The following is a 19157-nucleotide window of genomic DNA, read 5'->3' as shown; positions in this document are numbered from 1 at the left end:
GCGGGTGGAAGAGACAGGCAGTGGCGAAGTGACTCAAATCCCGATAGGGGCGATCCCCCGCCGGCGAGCGCGTTCGCTCCACGAGCAGAGGGAGGAGCGGATCGTCCTCGCCGGCGTGGAGCATCACCCTCTCCCGTACGGTGTAAAACGTCACCCACCGTTGTCGGTCAAGAGGGTTGAAAAACCGCTTGAGCGGATCGAGGGCCCAGTAAACGAGATTGATCTCTCGCGCCAGCGCGTCCAGCGTCGCTTTCGACGCGAGAAAGAATCCCCAGAGCTGTCGCTGCAAGCGAGGTTCCTGGAGAATAGCCGGTGGGAGATTCGCTTCCGCGAGGACGCATCCGCGGGCCTCGGCGTAAAAATCTCCAGCCAGGACGAGAAAACTGCAGGTGGCTTCATGAAATCGAGCGCCGATGGTTCGCTCGTCCTCCGAGAGGCGAGCCCAGTCCCTGACACGCTCAACGAAACGGGCTTCGGAGAGGCTGGCTCGCCATGCTCTCCAGGGAACCTGCCGTGAGCCATCCTTCATGCATGATTCCCCCCGAAGCACGAAGACCGTCCCCAGCACCCGCGAGGCTCCGTCATCAGTTCCGACGCTCCACAATAAATCGGGCGAGCGAGTAGAGGACATCCCGGTACGGGGACGCCGCTAATCCGTCCAGACACTCACAGGCTCGCTGAGCATACTCGCGGGCTTCGGCTCGTGCCCGCTCAATCGCGCCGCGCGATTCGAGGATACTGACCAGATCGGCTCGCGTCACCCGGCAATAATCCCCGTCGGCAATGACCGATTCGATCATCTCGATGGTGCGCGTGTCGCCCATCTCTACCAGGTAGATCAAGGGAAGCGTGACCTTCCCCTCGCGCAAATCGTTTCCCGCCGGCTTGCCGAGGACATGATCGGTGGAGGTGAAATCGAGGATATCGTCAATCACCTGAAAGGCGATGCCCAGGTTGAGCCCGTAATTCCGCAGCCGCTGCTGCTCGGCTTCGCTCGCGCCCCCCAGGAGCCCTCCGATCTCCGTACAGGCGCTGAAGAGATATGCCGTCTTCCGGCGCACGATGTCGAAATACTCCGGGCGGGTGATGCGCACATTGCCGATGTGGGTGAGTTGAATCAGTTCTCCCTCGGTCATCTCGCGCGTGAGGCGCGTCAGGATGTCGAGGATTCGAAAGTTGCGTTCTCCGAGCGCCAGCTCAAAAGCCATCATGTAGAGCCAGTCGCCCATGAGGACGGTGATTTGATTCCCCCAGCGGGCGTTGACCGAGGGGCGACCGCGTCGTGTGTCCGCACCGTCAATAATGTCGTCGTGAACGAGTGTCGCCGTGTGAATGAATTCCACCACAACGGCCATGCGAATGATGTGGGCCGTGGTCGGTTGCCCCCAGAGTTTGGACGCCAGAAGCAACAGCGCCGGGCGAACGCGCTTGCCCCCGCCATCCTGGAGATACCGGCCGATCTCGGCCACGATCTGAACGTGGGAGCTGACATGGCGGGTGAATTCCCGCTCCACCTCCGCCAGATCCTCCTTGATGAGGGAAAACAATTCATCGGCTGTGCGTTCAGCCTGCTGTCGCACGCTGACTTCAGTTGGAACCGTCATCCTCGATGTCTCCCCAAACCTCCGTCGCCCACAGGAGCCGATGACTTTACCATACTCGCCCGGGGAGTGACAAAGGCTACTCCTCGTAGAACGGAGCCGGGTGAAGCGATCCCCCTGTCACGTCGCCAAACGACCCTTTCGTGAGGGTGATGTCAGGAGAAGATCCCTCACCGAAGACGACGGCAACGGTGTCGAACCGATAGGAGACTGCTTCCAGTCGCAACACTCGGCGATAGGCGCGAGCGGTTCGCGCCAGAGTCCGTTGCTTTCGCCGATCAACGGCTGCTTCCGGTCGTGCGATGTCGGTCGCCGTTCGCGCTTTGACTTCGACAAAAGCGAGCACATCTCCATCATAGCCCACGATGTCAATCTCGCCGACAATCGGTGTCCCCCGGCGCGTCCGCCCGATGGGAATCTGGACATTGGTGGCCACGATGCGGTATCCGGCACGATGCTTCAGGTATTCGAGAGCAAACTGTTCCCCTCGTCGCCCCAGCTCCACCGCCGCCCTCTTGTCCCGTTCCCGGTCGTTCATTCCCGTTTGATGATACACATATCGGCTCTCGGGGCAAGGTTCGGGCGCTCCTTCGGGGACGTAGGACAAACGCCGACACGAGAATCATCCCCTTCTGACAACCCGATGGGATTCCCTCTGATTGTGAGGGATCGCCAGGAGGCGTATTCTCAAGTCCGAATCACATAAGGGGGGTGATGCCAGGATGATGAGTGTAGCAACGACGCCGAGAGAGGTCGAAAGCGCCGTCCTCCGTGCTTCGACGGGCGATGCCTCGGCTTTTGAAGAACTGTATCACCGCTACTGTCGGCGCGTTTATTCCCTCTGCTTGCGTCTGACCGGCAGCGTTGATGATGCCGAGGACCTGACTCAGGACATCTTCCTCCTGGTGCACCGAAAGCTCGGGAGCTTCCGGGGGGATTCCTCTTTCTCCACCTGGTTGTATCGAGTCGCGGTGAATCGCGCCCTGATGCATCTGCGGAAAAGCTCGGTGCGTCATGAGCTGGCGGAAGATCGGGACGAAGTGAGAAAAATCGCTGACGCGCGGGCGCGCGAGCATGAGGGGCTCTCGCCGATTGATCGCATCGCCCTCTGGCGGGCCATCAGGAATTTGCCGCGCGGGTATCGCACCGTACTCGTCCTGCACGATGTCGAAGGCTATCGTCATGATGAGATCGCCGCCCTGCTCGGCATCAGCGTGGGAGCCACAAAGTCGCAACTGCACAAAGCCCGAATGAAAGTTCGTCGCTCTCTCTGCCGGTCGCACCGGCGTTTTCCCTCTCACGGACGGGAGTCGTGACGCCCTCATGAGGATGGAAGCCTGCCGCTGCCCGCGAAAGCTCGGCCCTGATTTTCTCCCACCAGCTGCGCCGAATCAACCTCTCACGACCGGAGGCCGCACACAACGGGCATCCACAATAAAGTCCCCCGGGTTTACATCGAGGGCCGGAATCAGGAGTAATATCCCGGTCATTTCTCTCGCAGATGTCGTATACTTTTGCCGGGAGCCGAGATGACATCAGGGGAGATGAACGCAGATCGAGAAAGGAACGAGCGGGGGGCACAACCACGACCCGCGCCCATCCTTCATGTTGTTCTGGTGGAACCGGAGATTCATCCCAACACCGGCAACATCGCCCGGCTCTGTGCCGCCAATGAGGTCGCCCTCCACCTGGTGGGACCGCTCGGCTTTCACATTGATGAAAAATCGGTGCGGCGTGCGGGGCTGGATTACTGGCCTTACGTGGACCTTCGTCGTCATCGCTCGATGGAGGAGCTTTATGCCGTGCTGCCGGGAGCGCGATTTTTCTACTACACGACCAAAGCCGAGAAGCCCTATACCTCCGTTGTCTATGAACCGGGGGATTGTTTGGTCTTCGGCAGCGAGACGCGAGGGCTACCGCGTGAGCTACTGGAGGCCAACTGGGATCACGCCTTGAAGATCCCGATGCGCTCGCCCCATGTGCGCAGTCTGAACCTGGCGACAGCCGTAGCCATCGTCATGTACGAGGCCCTGCGGCAGATCGAATGTCGGGCAGGCTAGCAGTTATGCTGGCTCCCTTTGCCGACCCCCCTCCGAGGAAGGCCACAGGATGACGCGAATTCACACCGATGGGGTTCTCCCGGTGAAAAATCGGTAAATCTGTGGCTAAAACCGCTTCCGCAGTGTGGCGCAGGCTTTCCCGTCCGTGCTCTTTCCGCCGACGGGAAAGTCCGCGCTCCTCGTCTTAATGGTGGAACAGACAGGCCCGAACTCCGAATGGAATCTGCTGAAGGGCTCGCCCTAGCCTTCCTTCTTGACGTACACTTCTTTGCGCTTGCGCTCGCCCATCGGTGTGACGGTCGTAATCTCGACGGTCAACGTCTTTCCATCTTCGGAGAGGCTCCGAATCTCGGTGATTTCCAGGTCCACTGTCCCCTGCGGCGTTTCAATGGTCTGCGAGGCTTTGGTCACGAGTTTCCCTTTCTCCCACTTCGACTTCGATTTCACCTCCGCTCCGCGCATTCCCGGGTTCTTATTCTCTTTGCCATCGGTGGTATAGACGAGTTCTTGCGTGCGCTCTCCCTGTTCGGTCCTGATGATCCGTTTGATTTTGAGCGTCGGTTCCTGGTGCTCGATGATGAGCAGGACCTCGGCATTGGCCATCTGACCGCCACCGCCGCGCCCTGCGCCAAAACCTCCGGGCGGATCACTCTGGGACCGATCGAGGACCCACGTTCCGCTGAAATTGGGGGTCTTGTCCTGAGCGACGACGGCGCCGACCAGCATCGCTAGTGCAACCAGGCATACCAGTGATTTTTTCATCGTTCAACCTCCTTGCTGACTTTGTGTGTCACTTACATCCAGACTTACAGACGCCATCGCCTCTGTGACGGTTACAAAGAATTCTGGGCACTGGCAGCCAGGGGAGGAAATCACTTTAGTTCTCCGGCCCCGGAGGCGCGGAAGACAATCCCGCCGATTCGCCGCTGTAGCTGAGCGGAGGCGATGTGGTACAATGCCCAGGCACTGAGCGGACACGGTGAGACCATGGGTGCGAAGTTGATCAGAGCAGTTTTTCTCGGCGTCGCCGTCATGGGCATGGCCGGGGCCACACCAAATCCGTTCATGCTTCTGACTCGCACAGAAATTGCTTCGGTCTCGTCCCAGGAGACGCCTCAAAAACCTCCGCCCGAACCTCCGGAGCCAACCATTGACCTGAGGAGCACACTCGTTGACGTTGTCTTCTCCGTGACGGACGAGAAGAATCGCTTCGTGCGCGATCTCGCGCCGGAGTCCGTCGTCGTGCTGGAGGATGGGGTCCCTCAAAAGATCGAGTTTTTCGGACGGAATACAGATGTGCCGATGGTGTTGGCGCTGGCGATTGATTTCAGCGGAAGTCAGGAATTCAACTGGCCCGCTGAGCGTCGAGCGGCGGAGAAGTTCTTCGCCGAGACGTTCCGCTGGGGAAAGGACTATGCGGCCCTTGTGAGTTTCCGCAGCACGGTTGAGCTGCATCGAGGGCTCACAAGCGATCCGGCCCGACTGGCGGAAGCCCTTCAGTCGCTGGTTCGCCGGGATGAAGGCTATGCCAGTCAGGGGACATCGCTCTATGATGCCATCTATATCACCGTCGAGGACGTCCTCGATGGACCCACCGCCCGGCGGGTCCGGGCGCGCAACGAAAATCGGATTCGCCGTGCGCTGATCCTCATCACCGACGGGCACGATACGTCCTCCGAGCATAAGCTGGCGGAGGCCATTGAACGCGCTCAACGAGCAGGAGTCCTCATCTATGCCATTGGCCTGAGCGATTCCTTTCGCTTTGCCGATGTCAACGCTCAGGTCCTCAACGAGCTGACCCAGGCCACGGGAGGTCGAGCTTTTTATCCCCGGAGCGAGGACGATCTTCGCCTCGCATTCGATCAGATCGCGGAAGACCTGAGCAGTCAGTACCTGGTGGCCTATTATCCAACAAACTCGGCGCGCGATGGGCGCTTCCGCCGGCTTCAGGTGAAAATTCGTGACCACGAGAACTGGACGGTGGCCCACCGCGCCGGTTACGTCGCCCCGAAGGAGCGATGACTCCGCAGGTGGACCGAGGGGAGGCCGACCATGAGACGCTGTTTTCGAGACATCATTGCTGTGATCTTTCTCGCTGCTCCGGTGGCTCTGTCGCAGGAGCGAAGCGATCTCCGTTTCAGCGCGACGGCCGTCACATTTCCAACAGATCGAAAAGTCGAACTGAAACTGCGAGGGACGACGCGCTATCCTCGAACCAATGGAACCGCCACGGTGGAATACAAGGACGGCATCACTCGCCTCACGCTCAACGTCAAAGAGCTGGATCCGCCGAGCCAGCGCCAGTATACAACCTACGTCTTCTGGGCCGTGACGCCCGAAGGCCTGACCGAGAACATCGGCGAGTTTCGCCCGCGAAAGACGAGCATTTTAAGAATCTTCGCCCGATCCTGGGGTGGAACCATCGAGACGGCGACGCGCCATCGGACATTCTGCATCGTCATGACGGCGGAGCCTCATTTTCTGGTCGAGTCGCCCAGTCGAGAGGTCGTTCTGGCCAGTGCTCCCCCCGATGAAAAAGAAGGATTGGAGACGGAACCGGTCGAAGTGAGCTTCCGCGGCGATATTGGTCTGGAGAGCGTTCCCTGGCGGGAAGACCGCCTGAGCACTGAGCGAGACCGGGAAACACCGGTTGAATTGTTAGAAGCCCGACGCGCCCTCGATATCGGTCGTTACTTCCGGGTCGAAGAGCATGCTTCTGCCGAGTTCAAACAGGCTGAAGATCTTCTGGCCGAAGCGGAGCGGGCGTTTGATCGAGGACTGGACGAGAAAGCCGCCGTGCTGGCCCGCCGTGCGATCATTCGCGTCGAGGTCGCTCGCCGTCGGGCTCGCGAGCGAAGAGAATCAGCCGAACGACGGAAGCAAGAGTCCTCTCTGGCCGATACGCTGGAACGCGCGCGAGAAGCGGAAGAAAACCTGGCCGCCGCTCGGAAAGAGATCGAGCAACTGACCAGGACCCTCGATCAAAAAACTGACGAATTGCATCAACTCCGGGCTCGCGCCGAGGACCTCGCCGCCTCGCTGGAACGGGCACAGAGCCGGTTGACTCAGGCCGACCAAACCGAACGGATGCTCCGGGAGCAACTGGATGCCGTTCAGAAACGACTCTCCGAGGAACAAAACCTTCGGCAGGCGGCTGAACAACGACAGCGTGCTCTGGAGGCGGAACTCGATGCGATTCGCCAAAGCAGCATCTCCATTAACGAATACCGGGCGAAAGTCGCCTTGACCCGCGTGGTGGAGACTCGCGACGACGGAGACGATTTCGTTCTGGTTCTTCCTAACGACGAATTGTTCCTCGCCGGGCGTCGGCCAGCATCAGGCGTGCCTGAGCTTAATCCGGCCTTTCTGCCCAAACTCGATTACATCGCTACTGTTTTAGCTACGTTCCCCCTGGGCACCTATACCGTTGAAGGACATGTGAGCGGGCCCGGACCGGCGGAACGACTCCGGGAAATATCCAAGGCAAACGCTGCTGCCGTCGTCGCCTATCTCCTGTCGAAGGGGGTTCCGGGGGATAAGCTCATCCCCGTCGGACGTGGAGCAGAAGCCCCTTTGGTCAAAGCACCGACGGCTCCGGCGAGTCGCCGCAATCAGCGGGTGGAGATTGTCATCCGAAGGAAATGATGCGAATCCGTACGGCGTCGCTTGGTCGGTGTTGAAATCAGGACTTGAGCGAGGTTGCGGCGCCACGTCGGGATTTGGTTTCTCCATTTTCCCGATTCCCCGACTTCGGGTAGAATTGTGATTTGACGCGGACGCACGGGAGATGAGCCACGCACCATTGACGGGCGAATACTTCTACGACCGGTTCAACCGGTTCGCGGCCGATCTCTATCCGGGTCGCTATGACCGTCGGGAATTCTGCCAGGAGCTGGCGGAACTGGCCAACGAGGTCCTCCGCTGGAAAGTCGAGCGGCGGGCCATCCTTCTGGCCCACAATTACCAGCTTCCCGAAATTCAAGAAGTGGCCGATTACATCGGCGACTCGCTTGGACTGAGTCAGCAGGCGGCCCGGACCGATGCCGAGGTGATCGTCTTTTGCGGTGTTCACTTCATGGCAGAGACGGCAGCGATCCTCTGCCCGTCCAAAACGGTTCTGTTGCCCGATCTGGAGGCGGGATGCTCGCTGGCGGCCTCGGTCACCGCCGATCAACTGCGAGCCTGGCGCAAGAAAAATCCCGATGCAGTGGTGGTGACCTATGTCAACTCCACCGCCGAGGTGAAAGCTCTATCGGATTACTGCTGCACGTCGCGTAATGCTCAGGACGTCATCCGGGCGGTTCCTCCCGAGCGGGAGATTCTCTTCGTCCCCGATAAATATCTCGGCGCGGTGGTGAGCGGATTGACCCGGCGTCCACTTCAGCTCTGGCCGGGGCAGTGTCACGTTCACGCCAAGATCAAGGAGACCGCCATTGACCGCATGAGGGAAGAACATCCCGAGGCCGATCTGCTCATTCACCCGGAGTGCGGTTGCGCCACAACCTGCCTGGCCCGCGCCATGAGCGACAATTTGCCGCGAAATTCTTATTTCCTCTCCACCGAGGGAATGATTCGCCACGTGGAGAAATCATCGGCGCGAGAGTTCCTCGTCGGAACGGAGAAGGGAATGGTCTATCGGCTCCGGGTCCTCTTCCCTGATCGAAAGTTCTACCCGGTTTCGGAGGATGCCCTGTGCGAGTACATGAAGTGCATCACGCTGGACAAAGTCCTTCGCTCGCTCCAGAAACTGATCTATCGGATCACGGTGCCTGAGGCGGTTGCCGCCGATGCCCGCCGGTCGCTGGACCGAATGCTGGCGCTGGCGTGATTCTCCCCGGAGCACTTGCTCCATCGTCAAAAATACCTCGGAAAAAGAAGACGGATCTTTCTCCCCGGATTTTTATCGGTCCGGCTCAAAGGCAACGAGCACGGGATCCGCTTCTATGAGTATCCCTGGATTTTTCTCGCACGACGGTCAGGGAATCCGGCGATTGACGATGGAGCATCTCGAACTGGTTGCTCTCCCCACGGGGAGCGCTCTGACGATCGGTATTCCGATCGCGATCTATCTCATCCCTCCATCTCCCGCTCCGCGAGCCCGTGATGGGATTCATCAACATGATTCGAACGATTCCCGGCCCTGCGCTGTTCGGATTTCTCATTCCGATCCCGTTGATCGGTGGGGTCGAGGCGGGGCGGCCATTCTGGCCCTTGCGCTGCATGCCCTCTTGCTAATTGGGCGCAACCACATTCGCGGGGATTCGCGGAATTGATCCGGCCATCCGCGAAGCCACTCGCGCTATGGCATGATTGAGGGAGAGCTTCTCGGGCAGGTGGATCTGCTGTTCACCCCCGGTGTGATCGTCGCGGGTGTACGGGTCGCTCCCATTACTACGATCGGTACGGCCACGATTGCCGCGGCAATCGGCGCCGGTGGACCGGGCGTATTCATCTCTTCGCGGCAGGGTACACGACTCACCTTCGAGCGTGTTGCCAGAGGTTCGACTCATTGCTTATGCTTGAGCAACAGGAGTCGCAGGGGGAAATCGTTCCTTTGCCGGCTCCCGTGATACGTCAATCCGGGTCTGTGCACGGAGGGAGTTCTCTTCTCCGGGGCATGATCGAAAGCGATGTACAGGCCGCGCTTTTGTACGGAGTGTGGTCAGCGGATTGAGCGCCTCCGCTGGCGCGTATGGCACAGCCGCCAATTCTGCGACGGCTGCGCGAGGAAATGGCGGTTCGTCCGCGTAACACTTCTGGGCTTCATTCTGGCATCGGGCTTTCTCCTGGGATTTGTCGTCGGGATGATCAGTCAGCGGCCGGCCCGCCAATCATCTCCACCCCTTCACATTGAGCACGTCCTTCCTTCCAATGAGCACGCTCTTCCTCGCACAAATGGGGACGCTGTGCCTCCGACGAACAGAACTGATTCTTCTGAATCCCGCTATACCATCTGCGGCGCACGTACAAGAAGCGGTCAGCCCTGCCAGCGTCGCGTTCCTCCCGGGAGCCGTTGCTGGCAGCATCAGGAGGAACGCAGGAAATAGACTTCATCACCTGAGCCTGGCGCTTTTGTTCATCGTCGGCTCATCGGATGGTGCGCCGCGAAAACGCTCATCCCTACTGGGCAAACCAGATGTAATCGCCGTGAGACGTACCCATGAAAAAGAGCATCGGCAACGAGAGCCAGGCATTCGTCCGCGAAGCGAGAAAGGCCCGGCGGGCAAGCTTGGCGGATTCAGGCGGCATGGCCGTGCCCTTTTCGGCGTTCTCTTTAGTCCAGGCGATGATCCGCTTCTGCGCCGGCCAGATAATGCCCCATACGTTGAGCAGCATGATGATGCCCAGCCCACCGCCGAAGGCGATCGAGAGCGATTTGTTCCCCAGTGTCTTCCCGGCCTCGCTGGTCGTGCCCATGATCTTCAGCAACACATAGAACATCACGAGAACGACCACCGCATCAATCACGGCGAGAACGGCCCCTTTGTTGAGGACGCCGGAGACGGGCTGAAGGCAGCCGTAGATGATCGCCCAGGCGATGATGACCACCAGGAGCCACTGGCCAAACAGGCTCCAGGTACTGAATCCCGCATTCTCCGCTTCCGACGCAAGAATATACATGGCATAGTAGGTCAATCCCACCAAAACGGTCACCACCGCGCCCCAGCGAAACCACCACAGGGCTCGCGGCATCAACTCGGGAACCACTTTCCCTCGGGTCGCGGGATCGAGCTTCTTCATCACCGGCACATTCACCAGGTTGAAGAAATAGAGGAGCCCGATCCAGGTAATTCCGGCGGCGAAGTGAAGCCACCGCAGCGCAATCTTAAACATGGAGGTTGCATCCGGAGCATGAATGAGCCCCTGCTCCGGCTGAAGGAGCAAAAGCACAATGAGACCCATCACAGGTAGTGTCAGCATATCCCCCTCCTTTGCTGCTCGAGAATCGTCATGAGCCCAGCTCATGACGTTCTGTCGTTCACCTGCAACTGCTTCTGCCGGAGGTCACACGCGACGCCCTCTCCCTCATTGTTTGTGTCCCTCCGGTGAGAGATGTGATGGCCTTCCTTCATCACATGAGAACAACATTCCCGTGATACCCAGGGAGCAAACCGAGATCGCCTGCTGCTTGCCCATCATCCTCCTTGTATCGCCAGGTGCATGATGATAAAAATTAGCCAGAGTTTTGTCAATGCATCTTTGGGAGCACCTTTTCACCGGCGCGTCTCCCGACGTGTGGGCGCGCTGGCAATAAACAATGTGGCTCCTTGCGGAAGTCCTCCCGATGCCATTCTACCACTACCGCTCAGTGGTATCCGACATAGCCGGGGTCATCAGGAGCACCGCCTTGATCACCCGCGAATCAATGCGGACTCAAGAGCCCTCACAGGGAGACGGCTCGTAAACTGAGACAGTACGACCTGCTCCGACGAGGAACGTCTCCCTTCAGACGTGCCCCTGTCAGGGCCGCCATCGGCTGCCTGCGGCATGCTCATCCAAAATTTCGGATGAACTTTCCGAAAAAATGGAAGATCGGGCGGAGCGAATCTGACCTTTGCTCTTTTAACGAGAAGCAGATCAGTAATTTGCTTTATTAGGCTTGACTTGGCACGGGATTTGCATAAACTGGTCGCGGAAAGTACAGCGCATTGTGCTTTCCGCTGCTTTTGACGCGGGACAACCAAAACTAAGGAGGGAAACCAATGAGACATCCTCTGCGACTTTTCCTTTCTTTGCTTTTGGTCGTGGTCTCAGTTACTGCCGTCCGGGGGCAAGCCAATACAGGGCGTCTGGATGGAACAGTGCAAGACCCCCAGGGGGCTTACCTGCCGGGCGTCAAAGTCGAGGTGCGCAATGTGGGGACCAATGCGACCTGGACGACCGAGACCAATGAACAGGGTGTCTACATCTTCCCGGTTCTGCCCGTCGGGGTCTACACGCTGACGGTGGACGCCCCGGGATTTAAGAAGTTCGTTCGGGAGAATGTGCGGATTGATGTGGCGACCTATGCGACGGTGACCGTGAAGCTGGAAGTGGGAGGTGTGGTCGAAGAGGTGACCGTCACCAGCACCGGTGAAGAGGTCATCAACAAAAGCAGCCAGGAGCTGACCACTGTCGTTGACCGGCGGCGAATTCTCGATCTGCCACTGGTGGCGCGTAATCCCATCACCATCGCCACGACCGTTGCGGGGATTTCGACGTCGGGCGGAGAGCGGGCCTCACGCATCAACGGACTGCGTCAGTCGGTCATCAACATCACGCAAGATGGGATCAACGTGCAGGACAACTTTCTCCGATCCGGTGATGGCTTTTTCATCATCTCCTCGCCGACGGTGGAGAACGTCGAGCAATTCAGCATCACGACGAGTACCACCGATGCTTCGGCGACCGGTAGCGGAGCGGCCTTCATCCGCATGGTCACACCGAGCGGCACCAATGAGTTTCATGGGAGTCTCTTCGAGTTCCACCGCAACACCGTGCTCAATGCCAATAGCTTCTTCAACAACCTGACGGGGACTCCTCGCGAGAAGCTCATTCGGAACCAATTCGGTGGGCGCGCGAGCTTCCCCATCATCAAGGACAAAGTCTTCCTCTGGACGTCACTTGACATCACCACGCAGGCCAGCGAAGTGACGCGCAATCGGACAGTCCTCACGGATGAGGCGCGACGAGGAATCTTTCGCTACATCGGTACTGACGGGCAGCTTCGCACGGTGGATCTGTTCCAGGCGGGAGGTATTAGTGCCGATCCCTTCACGACCAAGATCCTCAGCGACAGGTATCCGTTGCCGAATAACTTCCAGATCGGGGACGGGTTGGTCACGGGCGGCTTTCGTTGGAATGTGCCGACAAAGACCCGGATCATCCGGCCGAGCTGGCGGGTTGATTGGCGGTTGAACAATACTCATACGGTCGAGGGAATCCTGCACATCGTCCGCTTCGATACGGATAATGATACGCTCAATGGATTCGAGCCCATCTTCCCCGGGATGAAGGGAGGATTCCAGGATTCGTGGCGGCGGACGGGTTCCTTTGCTCTGCGCTCGACCTTCGGAGCGAATAAAGTCAATGAGGCTCGATTCGGCTTCCAGACGGCTCCGGTGATCTTCGGGACGGAGCCGGACCGGTTCCAGGTGGCGGGGCGGGAGGTCTTCATTGACTTTCCCACGATCGTTGATCCTCAGCTCATCAGCGTCACCAGCGGGCGCAACACGCGGAACTTCCAGTGGCTCGATAACTTCTCCTGGATTCGAGGACGACACACGATTCGGTTTGGCGGCGACTTTCGTTCGATCACAGCCAACCAGACGACCAGCACCACGGGGACGATTCTGCGGTTGATCCTCGGCGTCAGCACAGCGAATCCGTCGGCACTGCCCGCCAGCGCCTTCCCCAGCAGCACGGCGACGACGCGCAGCCTGGCGCAGAACGTCTACTCGATCCTCATCGGTCAGATCGCCAGCACGACCCGCACCTTCAACGTGAAGGATCCCAAGGTGGGGTTCGTTGAAGGAGAATTTTTCTTCAACAAGATCCGTCAGAATTACCTCGGTTTCTACTTCTCCGATTCGTGGAGAGCGAGGCCGACTCTCACGCTCAATTATGGCCTTCGCTATGAGTATATGAGTGTGCCGGATCAAGCGAATCGGCTGGCGCTCCAGCCCGTCGGCGGGGAAGCGGCCTTCTTCGGAGTTTCAGGCAAGGGCAACCTGTTTCGTCCGGGCGTGCTCGCGGGGTCACCGGTGATGCTTGATCTCGCCGGCTCATCCAACGGGCGGAAGTTCTTCAACGAGGACTACAACAACTTCTCGCCGACGTTCGGCTTTGCCTGGGCGCCGGAGAAGCGCAACTGGTTAACTCGCATCCTCCTGGGCGGAGCCGGCAAAGGATCCATTCGCGGTGGATACTCCATCGCTTATTCGCTCGAGAGCGCCAGCGTCATCACGAACGCTTTAGGAAGCAATGCGGGGTTCATCAAGACGATCTCCCTCACGACGGCAGATCAGGGAATTCGGGGAGGAGCGCAGTTCACCTCGTTCCGCAATGGATTCCCCGTCCCGGCTGTTCCAACTTTCCGCGTGCCCATTCCTCAACTGGATAACTTCCGTGACAATCGAGGCAGCGGGATCTTCGGTTTCGCCGAGAACCTCCGCACGCCCTATGTGCAAACGTGGTCGCTCAGTATCGCCCGCGAGCTCACGCCCAACCTGGCTCTGGAAGTCAGTTATGTCGGCAATCGCGGTCTGAAGCTCTGGCGCGGGATTGATTTGAACGAAACGAACATCTTCGAGAACGGCTTCCTCCAGGAATTCCTGGCCGCACAACAAAACCTTGCCATCAGCCGTCAGATGGGACGAGGGGCTCGATTTGACAATCAAGGGCTTCCCGGTCAAGTCCCCCTGCCGATCCTGGCGGCGATCTTCGGAGCGACATCGGGCGCTCTCTACAGCAATTCCACCTTCATCACCTTGCTCGATCAAAACGAGGCCGGCGAGTTCGCCAATCAACTTTTCACGAACTTCCTCAATGCGCTCACGGGTCCGCGCGGTGGGTTGCCGATCAACTTCTTCGTCGTGAACCCGGAGGCGTCCTTCTCCGATGTGATCACCAACGGTTCGAGCTCCAACTACCATTCTCTTCAGGTGGAGCTGCGGCGCCGATTGGCATCGGGATTGCAGTTCAACGTCAACTACACGTTCGGACGCGCTCTGACGGATTTTGAAGGCTCCGGTTCGAATTTCTCCGCCTTCGTGACGCTGCGCAGTCCCCGCTACGAATACAGCCGCGCCAGCTTCGACACTCGCCATCGGGTCAACGCCACATTTGTTTACGAGCTTCCGTTCGGTCCCGGCAAGCGCTTCCTGAATACGAGCAGTTGGGTGGGGCGGGTCTTCGGCGGCTGGCAGATCGGAGGAATCCTGATCGCCTATACCGGGCAACCGCTCTCGTTTGTCTCCGGTCGTGGCACGCTCAACCGCGCGGGACGTTCGGGGAGCAATACCGTTGACCTCGTCGGCATGACCGTTGAGGATCTTCGCCGGCTCGTGCGCGTGCGGCGAACCGGCAACGGCGTTTTCTACTTCGACCCGAGCCTCATCGGCCCGGATGGTCGCGCCAATACGCAAATCTTCCGGAATCCTGCAGCGGGCCGACTGGGTTCGCTGGGCTTCGGCGTGTTGAGCGTCCCGGGATTCTGGCGACTCGACTTCAACGCGATCAAGAGCATCCGGATCACTGAAACGACAAGCTTCCAATTCCGCGCCGAGTTCTTCAACCTCCTCAACACGGTCAGCTTCGGTGGACCGACGACCAACATCAACAGTACAAACTTCGGTCGCATCTCCGGCACCAACGGAGCCTACGATCCTCGTATCGTCCAACTGGCGGCGCGATTCAATTGGTGAGAGCTGATCTGGAGGACTCACGATGCCGCCTCTGCAAAGAGCCGCCGGCATCGTGAGTCTCTCCCCCTCTTAAAGTCCCTCCGGGTTCGGGGTGAACCCGCAAGTCGTCCAAAATTTCGGATGGACTTTCCGAAAAAATGGAAAGACTCCTGTCATTGCAAATTTTTGTAACCCTGTAATTGCTGGAGCCTCAGGAAGTTACCTTATGGGGACCGATGTGGCACACCGTTTGCCTTTTTCAGTGTCGGAAGCGCAAAGCGGTTTTAACGCCTTCCGTTTTTCAACACGAAGCTAAGGAGGGAAACACGGTGAGACACCATATCGCTGTTTTGTTGACGCTTTTGATGCTCAGCAGTGTACCGGTGTTTGGTCAGACGTCGGGAAGCTTAACGGGGATCGTGACGGACCCGGTCGGCGCGGCCATTCCCGGCGCCTCTGTGACGGTGAAAAACATTGCCACGGGGGCTCAGTTTCGCGCCACGACCGATGCTCAGGGAGCATTTGTCCTTCCTTCGCTCCCCATCGGCCGATATACCGTTTCCGTAGAAGCTCAGGGGTTCAAGCGAGCTGAAATCCAGGACGTGGTCATCGAAGTGTCCATCCCGGCCCGGATCACTGTGAGCCTTGAGGTTGGAGCTGTCACAGAAGAGGTCACGGTGGTTGGGGAGGCACAAGCCGTGATCAACACCGTCAGCCCGACGCTCACCAATGTCATCAATGCGCGTCAGGTGAGAGATCTTCCTCTGCCCAACCGTAATCCGATTGAGCTGGCTCGATTGCAAGCGGGCATTGCCGTCATCGGCACTGACACGCGCAGTGCTTCCGTCGGGGGGCTGCGGGGCACGGCCACCAACGTCACCCAGGATGGCATCAATGCGATGGACAATTTCGTGAAGACTGACTCGTTCTTTGCCATCACGGCTCCCTCGCTGGAATCAACCAATGAGTTCAGCGTGACGATTGGAACGGTGGGATCAGATGCGGGTCGTGGCGTCGCTCAGGTGCGTATTGTCACGCCTTCGGGGGGCAACGAGTTCCACGGGAAGGTCTTCTGGCAGCATCGCAACGACAATCTCAATGCCAACTCGTTCTTCAACAATGCGACGGGGACTCCACGACCGATCCAGCTCCAGAACTGGTTCGGGTTCGTCACCAACGGTCCCGTCTATCTGCCCAAGATCTATGACGGACGGAACCGGAGCTTCTGGTTCTTCTCCTACGAAGGATTCCGCGAGCCCTTCTCGGCCACCCGGAACCGAACGGTTCTCACGCCGGAAGCACGACAGGGGATCTTCCGCTATATCGGAGCCAATGGTCAGCTTCAATCCGTCAATCTGCTCCAGATCGGGAATGTGAAGACGCTCAATCCGATCACGTCGGCGGTGCTGAATGCAATGCCGGCGCCGAACAACACGCTCGTGGGAGATGGGCTCAATACCGCCGGTTTCCGTTACAACGTGGCGGGCGTCAACAACAACGACAAGATCAGTTTGCGCATTGACCAAAAGCTGTTCGACAGGTGGGGATCGCACAAGCTCGAGTGGGTGCTGCATCGCGCCCACTTCATCCTGACGCCCGACACGTTCAACGGGTTGGAGTCCCCATTCCCTGGGGGTATCAATGCCTTTCAGGAGTCCACGCGCTGGCTGACGGCGGCGGCCATCCATTCCACCTTCGGTACGTCGTTTGCCAATGAGGTTCGCTACGGGCATCAGCGAGCGCCGGTGGGATTTTTGCGCGAAGCTCCCCCGGATAAGCCGTTTTTCACGACATTCGGTTCGGTCACGACACCTGAGCTGACGTTCATGTCCCAGGGGCGCAATACGCTCGTCTATCAGTTCGTGGACAACTTCTCCTGGGTGAGGAAGACGCACACGTTCCGCATGGGAGCAGAAGCGGTCTCCATTTCGGCGGTGACCTTCAACGATGCGGGGATTCACCCGACGATCGCATTGGGGACGAACACGGCTAATCCCGACGGCATTTTGAACACCGCCTTCCCGAATCTCCCTGCCGGCGCTACGGGAACGGCGATTGTCAATCGCGCCCGACCGATCTACCGTGATTTGGTGGGGCTGCTCGGTTCGGCTCAACGCACGTTCAACGTCACCAGTCCGACGTCGGGGTTCGTTCCCGGAGCCACGCGCGAGCGCGTCTTCCGTCAGCGTGAAGTGAGCTTTTACTTCCAGGATCAATGGCGGATTGTGCGCAACTTTACCCTCAACTACGGAGTGCGCTACGAATTCCTGGCCGTGCCGACAATCCCCAACGGGCTGGCGATTCAACCGCTCGGCGGGGTGGCGGGCCTGTTCGGCATTTCGGGACCGGGCAATTTGTTCAATCCCGGAGTGCTCAAGGGATCAGCGCCGACGATCATTGACTTCGTCAGCGGGAAGACCGGACGACCTCTCTACAAGAACGATACGAACAACTTCGCTCCCTTCATCGGATTCGCCTACTCGCCGGAGCCGAAAAACCGGCTCTTGCGCTGGCTCTTCGGCGGTGAAGGGAAGAGCGCCATTCGCGCCGGCTTCTCGATCAGCTATCTCCGCGATGGGTTCACCGTCGTGAGCAACGCGCTGGGCGTAGGAACCACCAATCCCGGTTTGATTCAGACGGTGGCCAATACGACGCCGACGGGCGTGCTCACAGCGGCGGGCGTTCCTTTGCCGACCCCCACGTTCAAGATGCCGGTGACCGATGCGGAGAACTTCGCCGTCAATCCCAACAACGGCCTCTGGACGTTCGATCCGAACCTCCGAACGCCCTACGTGCAGCAGTGGTCGTTCGGCATCGAGCGGGAGATTGCGCGCAATACCGCTCTGGAGATCCGCTACGTGGGCAACCACGCCGTGAAGATCTTCCGCGCCATTGACTATAACGAGGTCAACATCTTCGAGAACGGCTTCCTGCAGGAGTTCCTCAACGCGCAAAAGAACCTGGAGATCAACGGGGGACGCAGCTTCGCTCCGGGGGCCCCGGGAACGGTTCCGCTGCCGATCCTCTCGACCTTGTTCAGCGGGCTGCCAGCCTCGGTCGGTTTTGCCAGCTCGACCTTCATCACGGCGCTTGTCAACAACAACGTGGGAGCGATGGCGCAAACGCTCGCTTTCAGCCCGACCTACGCGGCGAATCGAGCGAAGTTGCCGCCCAACTTCTTTGTGGCCAATCCCTTTGCCGCCTTCGCGCGGCTGCTGACCAATGCCTCGTTCTCCAACTACAACTCCTTGCAGATCGAATTGCGGCGGCGGGTGTCGAGCGGACTCTACCTCCAGGCCAATTACACCTTCAGCAAGGCCATCACCGACAGCGAGGGCAGCCAGAGCACGCTCGAATCCTTCCGCACGCTGCGCAATCCTCGGCTGGATCGCCACCGCTCCGGATTCGATCAGACGCACCGGTTCATCGCCAACTTCCTCTATGAGCTGCCGGTCGGACCGGGCCGTCGCTTCTGGTCCGGTGGACCGGGAGTCATCCGCAAGGTCATCGAAGGGTGGTCCGTGGGAAGCATCATCAACTGGCAGTCCCGGCCGCCGATTGCCGTCTTCTCCGGCCGCTCCACGTTCAACAACTTCAATCCGGAACTGAACCCTGCTCAACTGGTCGGCATCAGCTTCGAGGAGTTCAAGAAGAACTTCGGCATCTTCCGCACCGGTTCGGGAGTGTTCTTCATCAATCCGGCGCTGCTTAACATCACGGTGGATTCAGCCGGTCGTCTGCAAACGGCGACGCTCAAGGAAGGACTCCTCGCCTCTCCTGCTCCGGGGACGTTTGGGAACTTCCCGCGGGCGTCCATTAACGGTCCGCGCTTCTTCCAGACCGATCTTTCGCTCATCAAGCGCACGTACTTCACCGAGAAGGCCAACGTGGAATTCAAGGCGGCCTTCATCAATGCCTTCAACAACACCAACTTCGCCATCGGCAGTTTGACCTTTGATTCCGCGACCTTCGCTCGCATCAACAGTCAAAGCGGAGGATCGCGCGTCATCACCTTTACCCTGGCCATTAACTGGTAAAAGGTGAGTGAGCGTCGGGGAGACTTCTTCCCCCTGAAGTCTCCCCGACTTATCCGCTACGCTTCCCCATGGCGG

At 59.1% G+C, this 19157-nt stretch carries 13 protein-coding genes; 8 read left to right on the top strand and 5 right to left on the bottom strand.

The window, feature by feature from the left end; all coding sequences use genetic code 11:
• The 3 genes from VNM72_01680 to VNM72_01670 form a co-directional block, all read right to left on the bottom strand.
• A partial coding sequence (locus VNM72_01680) for a hypothetical protein (protein ID HXF04108.1) occupies positions 1-529 on the bottom strand: 529 nt, incomplete at its 3' end.
• A gap of 55 nt (positions 530-584) precedes the next feature.
• Positions 585-1604: a polyprenyl synthetase family protein gene (locus tag VNM72_01675; protein HXF04107.1), complete on the bottom strand. Its 1020-nt coding sequence runs from the start codon at positions 1602-1604 to the stop codon at positions 585-587.
• A gap of 76 nt (positions 1605-1680) precedes the next feature.
• Positions 1681-2157 (bottom strand): YraN family protein, encoded by a 477-nt coding sequence (locus VNM72_01670; protein HXF04106.1) that lies wholly within the window; start codon positions 2155-2157, stop codon positions 1681-1683.
• Between the two features lie 166 nt (positions 2158-2323).
• On the opposite strand from VNM72_01670, the gene VNM72_01665 reads away from it, so the two are divergent.
• Both VNM72_01665 and VNM72_01660 read left to right on the top strand, forming a co-directional pair.
• Entirely contained in the window at positions 2324-2917 is a 594-nt protein-coding gene (locus VNM72_01665) for a sigma-70 family RNA polymerase sigma factor (GenBank protein ID HXF04105.1), read from the top strand.
• Between the two features lie 228 nt (positions 2918-3145).
• Positions 3146-3661: a tRNA (cytidine(34)-2'-O)-methyltransferase gene (locus VNM72_01660; protein ID HXF04104.1), complete on the top strand. Its 516-nt coding sequence runs from the start codon at positions 3146-3148 to the stop codon at positions 3659-3661.
• A 240-nt stretch (positions 3662-3901) separates the two neighbouring features.
• Here the strand turns inward: VNM72_01660 and VNM72_01655 are convergent, their stop codons facing one another.
• Complete coding sequence (locus tag VNM72_01655) at positions 3902-4423, bottom strand: hypothetical protein (protein ID HXF04103.1); 522 nt, start codon at positions 4421-4423, stop codon at positions 3902-3904.
• Positions 4424-4648: 225 nt separating this feature from the next.
• On the opposite strand from VNM72_01655, the gene VNM72_01650 reads away from it, so the two are divergent.
• The 4 genes from VNM72_01650 to VNM72_01635 all read left to right on the top strand — a co-directional run bounded on the left by VNM72_01650 (position 4649) and on the right by VNM72_01635 (position 8934).
• Positions 4649-5683, top strand: a complete 1035-nt coding sequence (locus VNM72_01650) for a VWA domain-containing protein (protein HXF04102.1) — start codon at positions 4649-4651, stop codon at positions 5681-5683.
• 30 nt (positions 5684-5713) lie between these two features.
• Positions 5714-7306, top strand: coding sequence for an OmpA family protein (locus VNM72_01645; GenBank protein ID HXF04101.1), 1593 nt, complete (start codon positions 5714-5716; stop codon positions 7304-7306).
• Positions 7307-7448: 142 nt separating this feature from the next.
• Positions 7449-8489, top strand: coding sequence for a quinolinate synthase NadA (gene nadA, locus VNM72_01640; protein HXF04100.1), 1041 nt, complete (start codon positions 7449-7451; stop codon positions 8487-8489).
• Between the two features lie 115 nt (positions 8490-8604).
• A complete protein-coding gene (locus VNM72_01635; GenBank protein ID HXF04099.1) occupies positions 8605-8934 on the top strand; it encodes a hypothetical protein in 330 nt (109 codons plus the stop codon).
• Positions 8935-9781: 847 nt separating this feature from the next.
• Here VNM72_01635 and VNM72_01630 read toward each other — a convergent pair.
• A complete protein-coding gene (locus VNM72_01630; GenBank protein ID HXF04098.1) occupies positions 9782-10582 on the bottom strand; it encodes a urate hydroxylase PuuD in 801 nt (266 codons plus the stop codon).
• 782 nt (positions 10583-11364) lie between these two features.
• Here VNM72_01630 and VNM72_01625 point away from each other — a divergent pair.
• Entirely contained in the window at positions 11365-15066 is a 3702-nt protein-coding gene (locus VNM72_01625; GenBank protein HXF04097.1) for a carboxypeptidase-like regulatory domain-containing protein, read from the top strand.
• A 308-nt stretch (positions 15067-15374) separates the two neighbouring features.
• Positions 15375-19082, top strand: a complete 3708-nt coding sequence (locus VNM72_01620) for a TonB-dependent receptor (protein ID HXF04096.1) — start codon at positions 15375-15377, stop codon at positions 19080-19082.
• Positions 19083-19157 lie beyond the last annotated feature (75 nt).

This window comes from Blastocatellia bacterium (genome assembly GCA_035573895.1).
GTDB lineage: Bacteria > Acidobacteriota > Blastocatellia > HR10 > HR10 > DATLZR01.
Note: the sequence above shows the minus strand (reverse complement) of the source record. Positions and strands in the feature narration are given on the sequence as shown.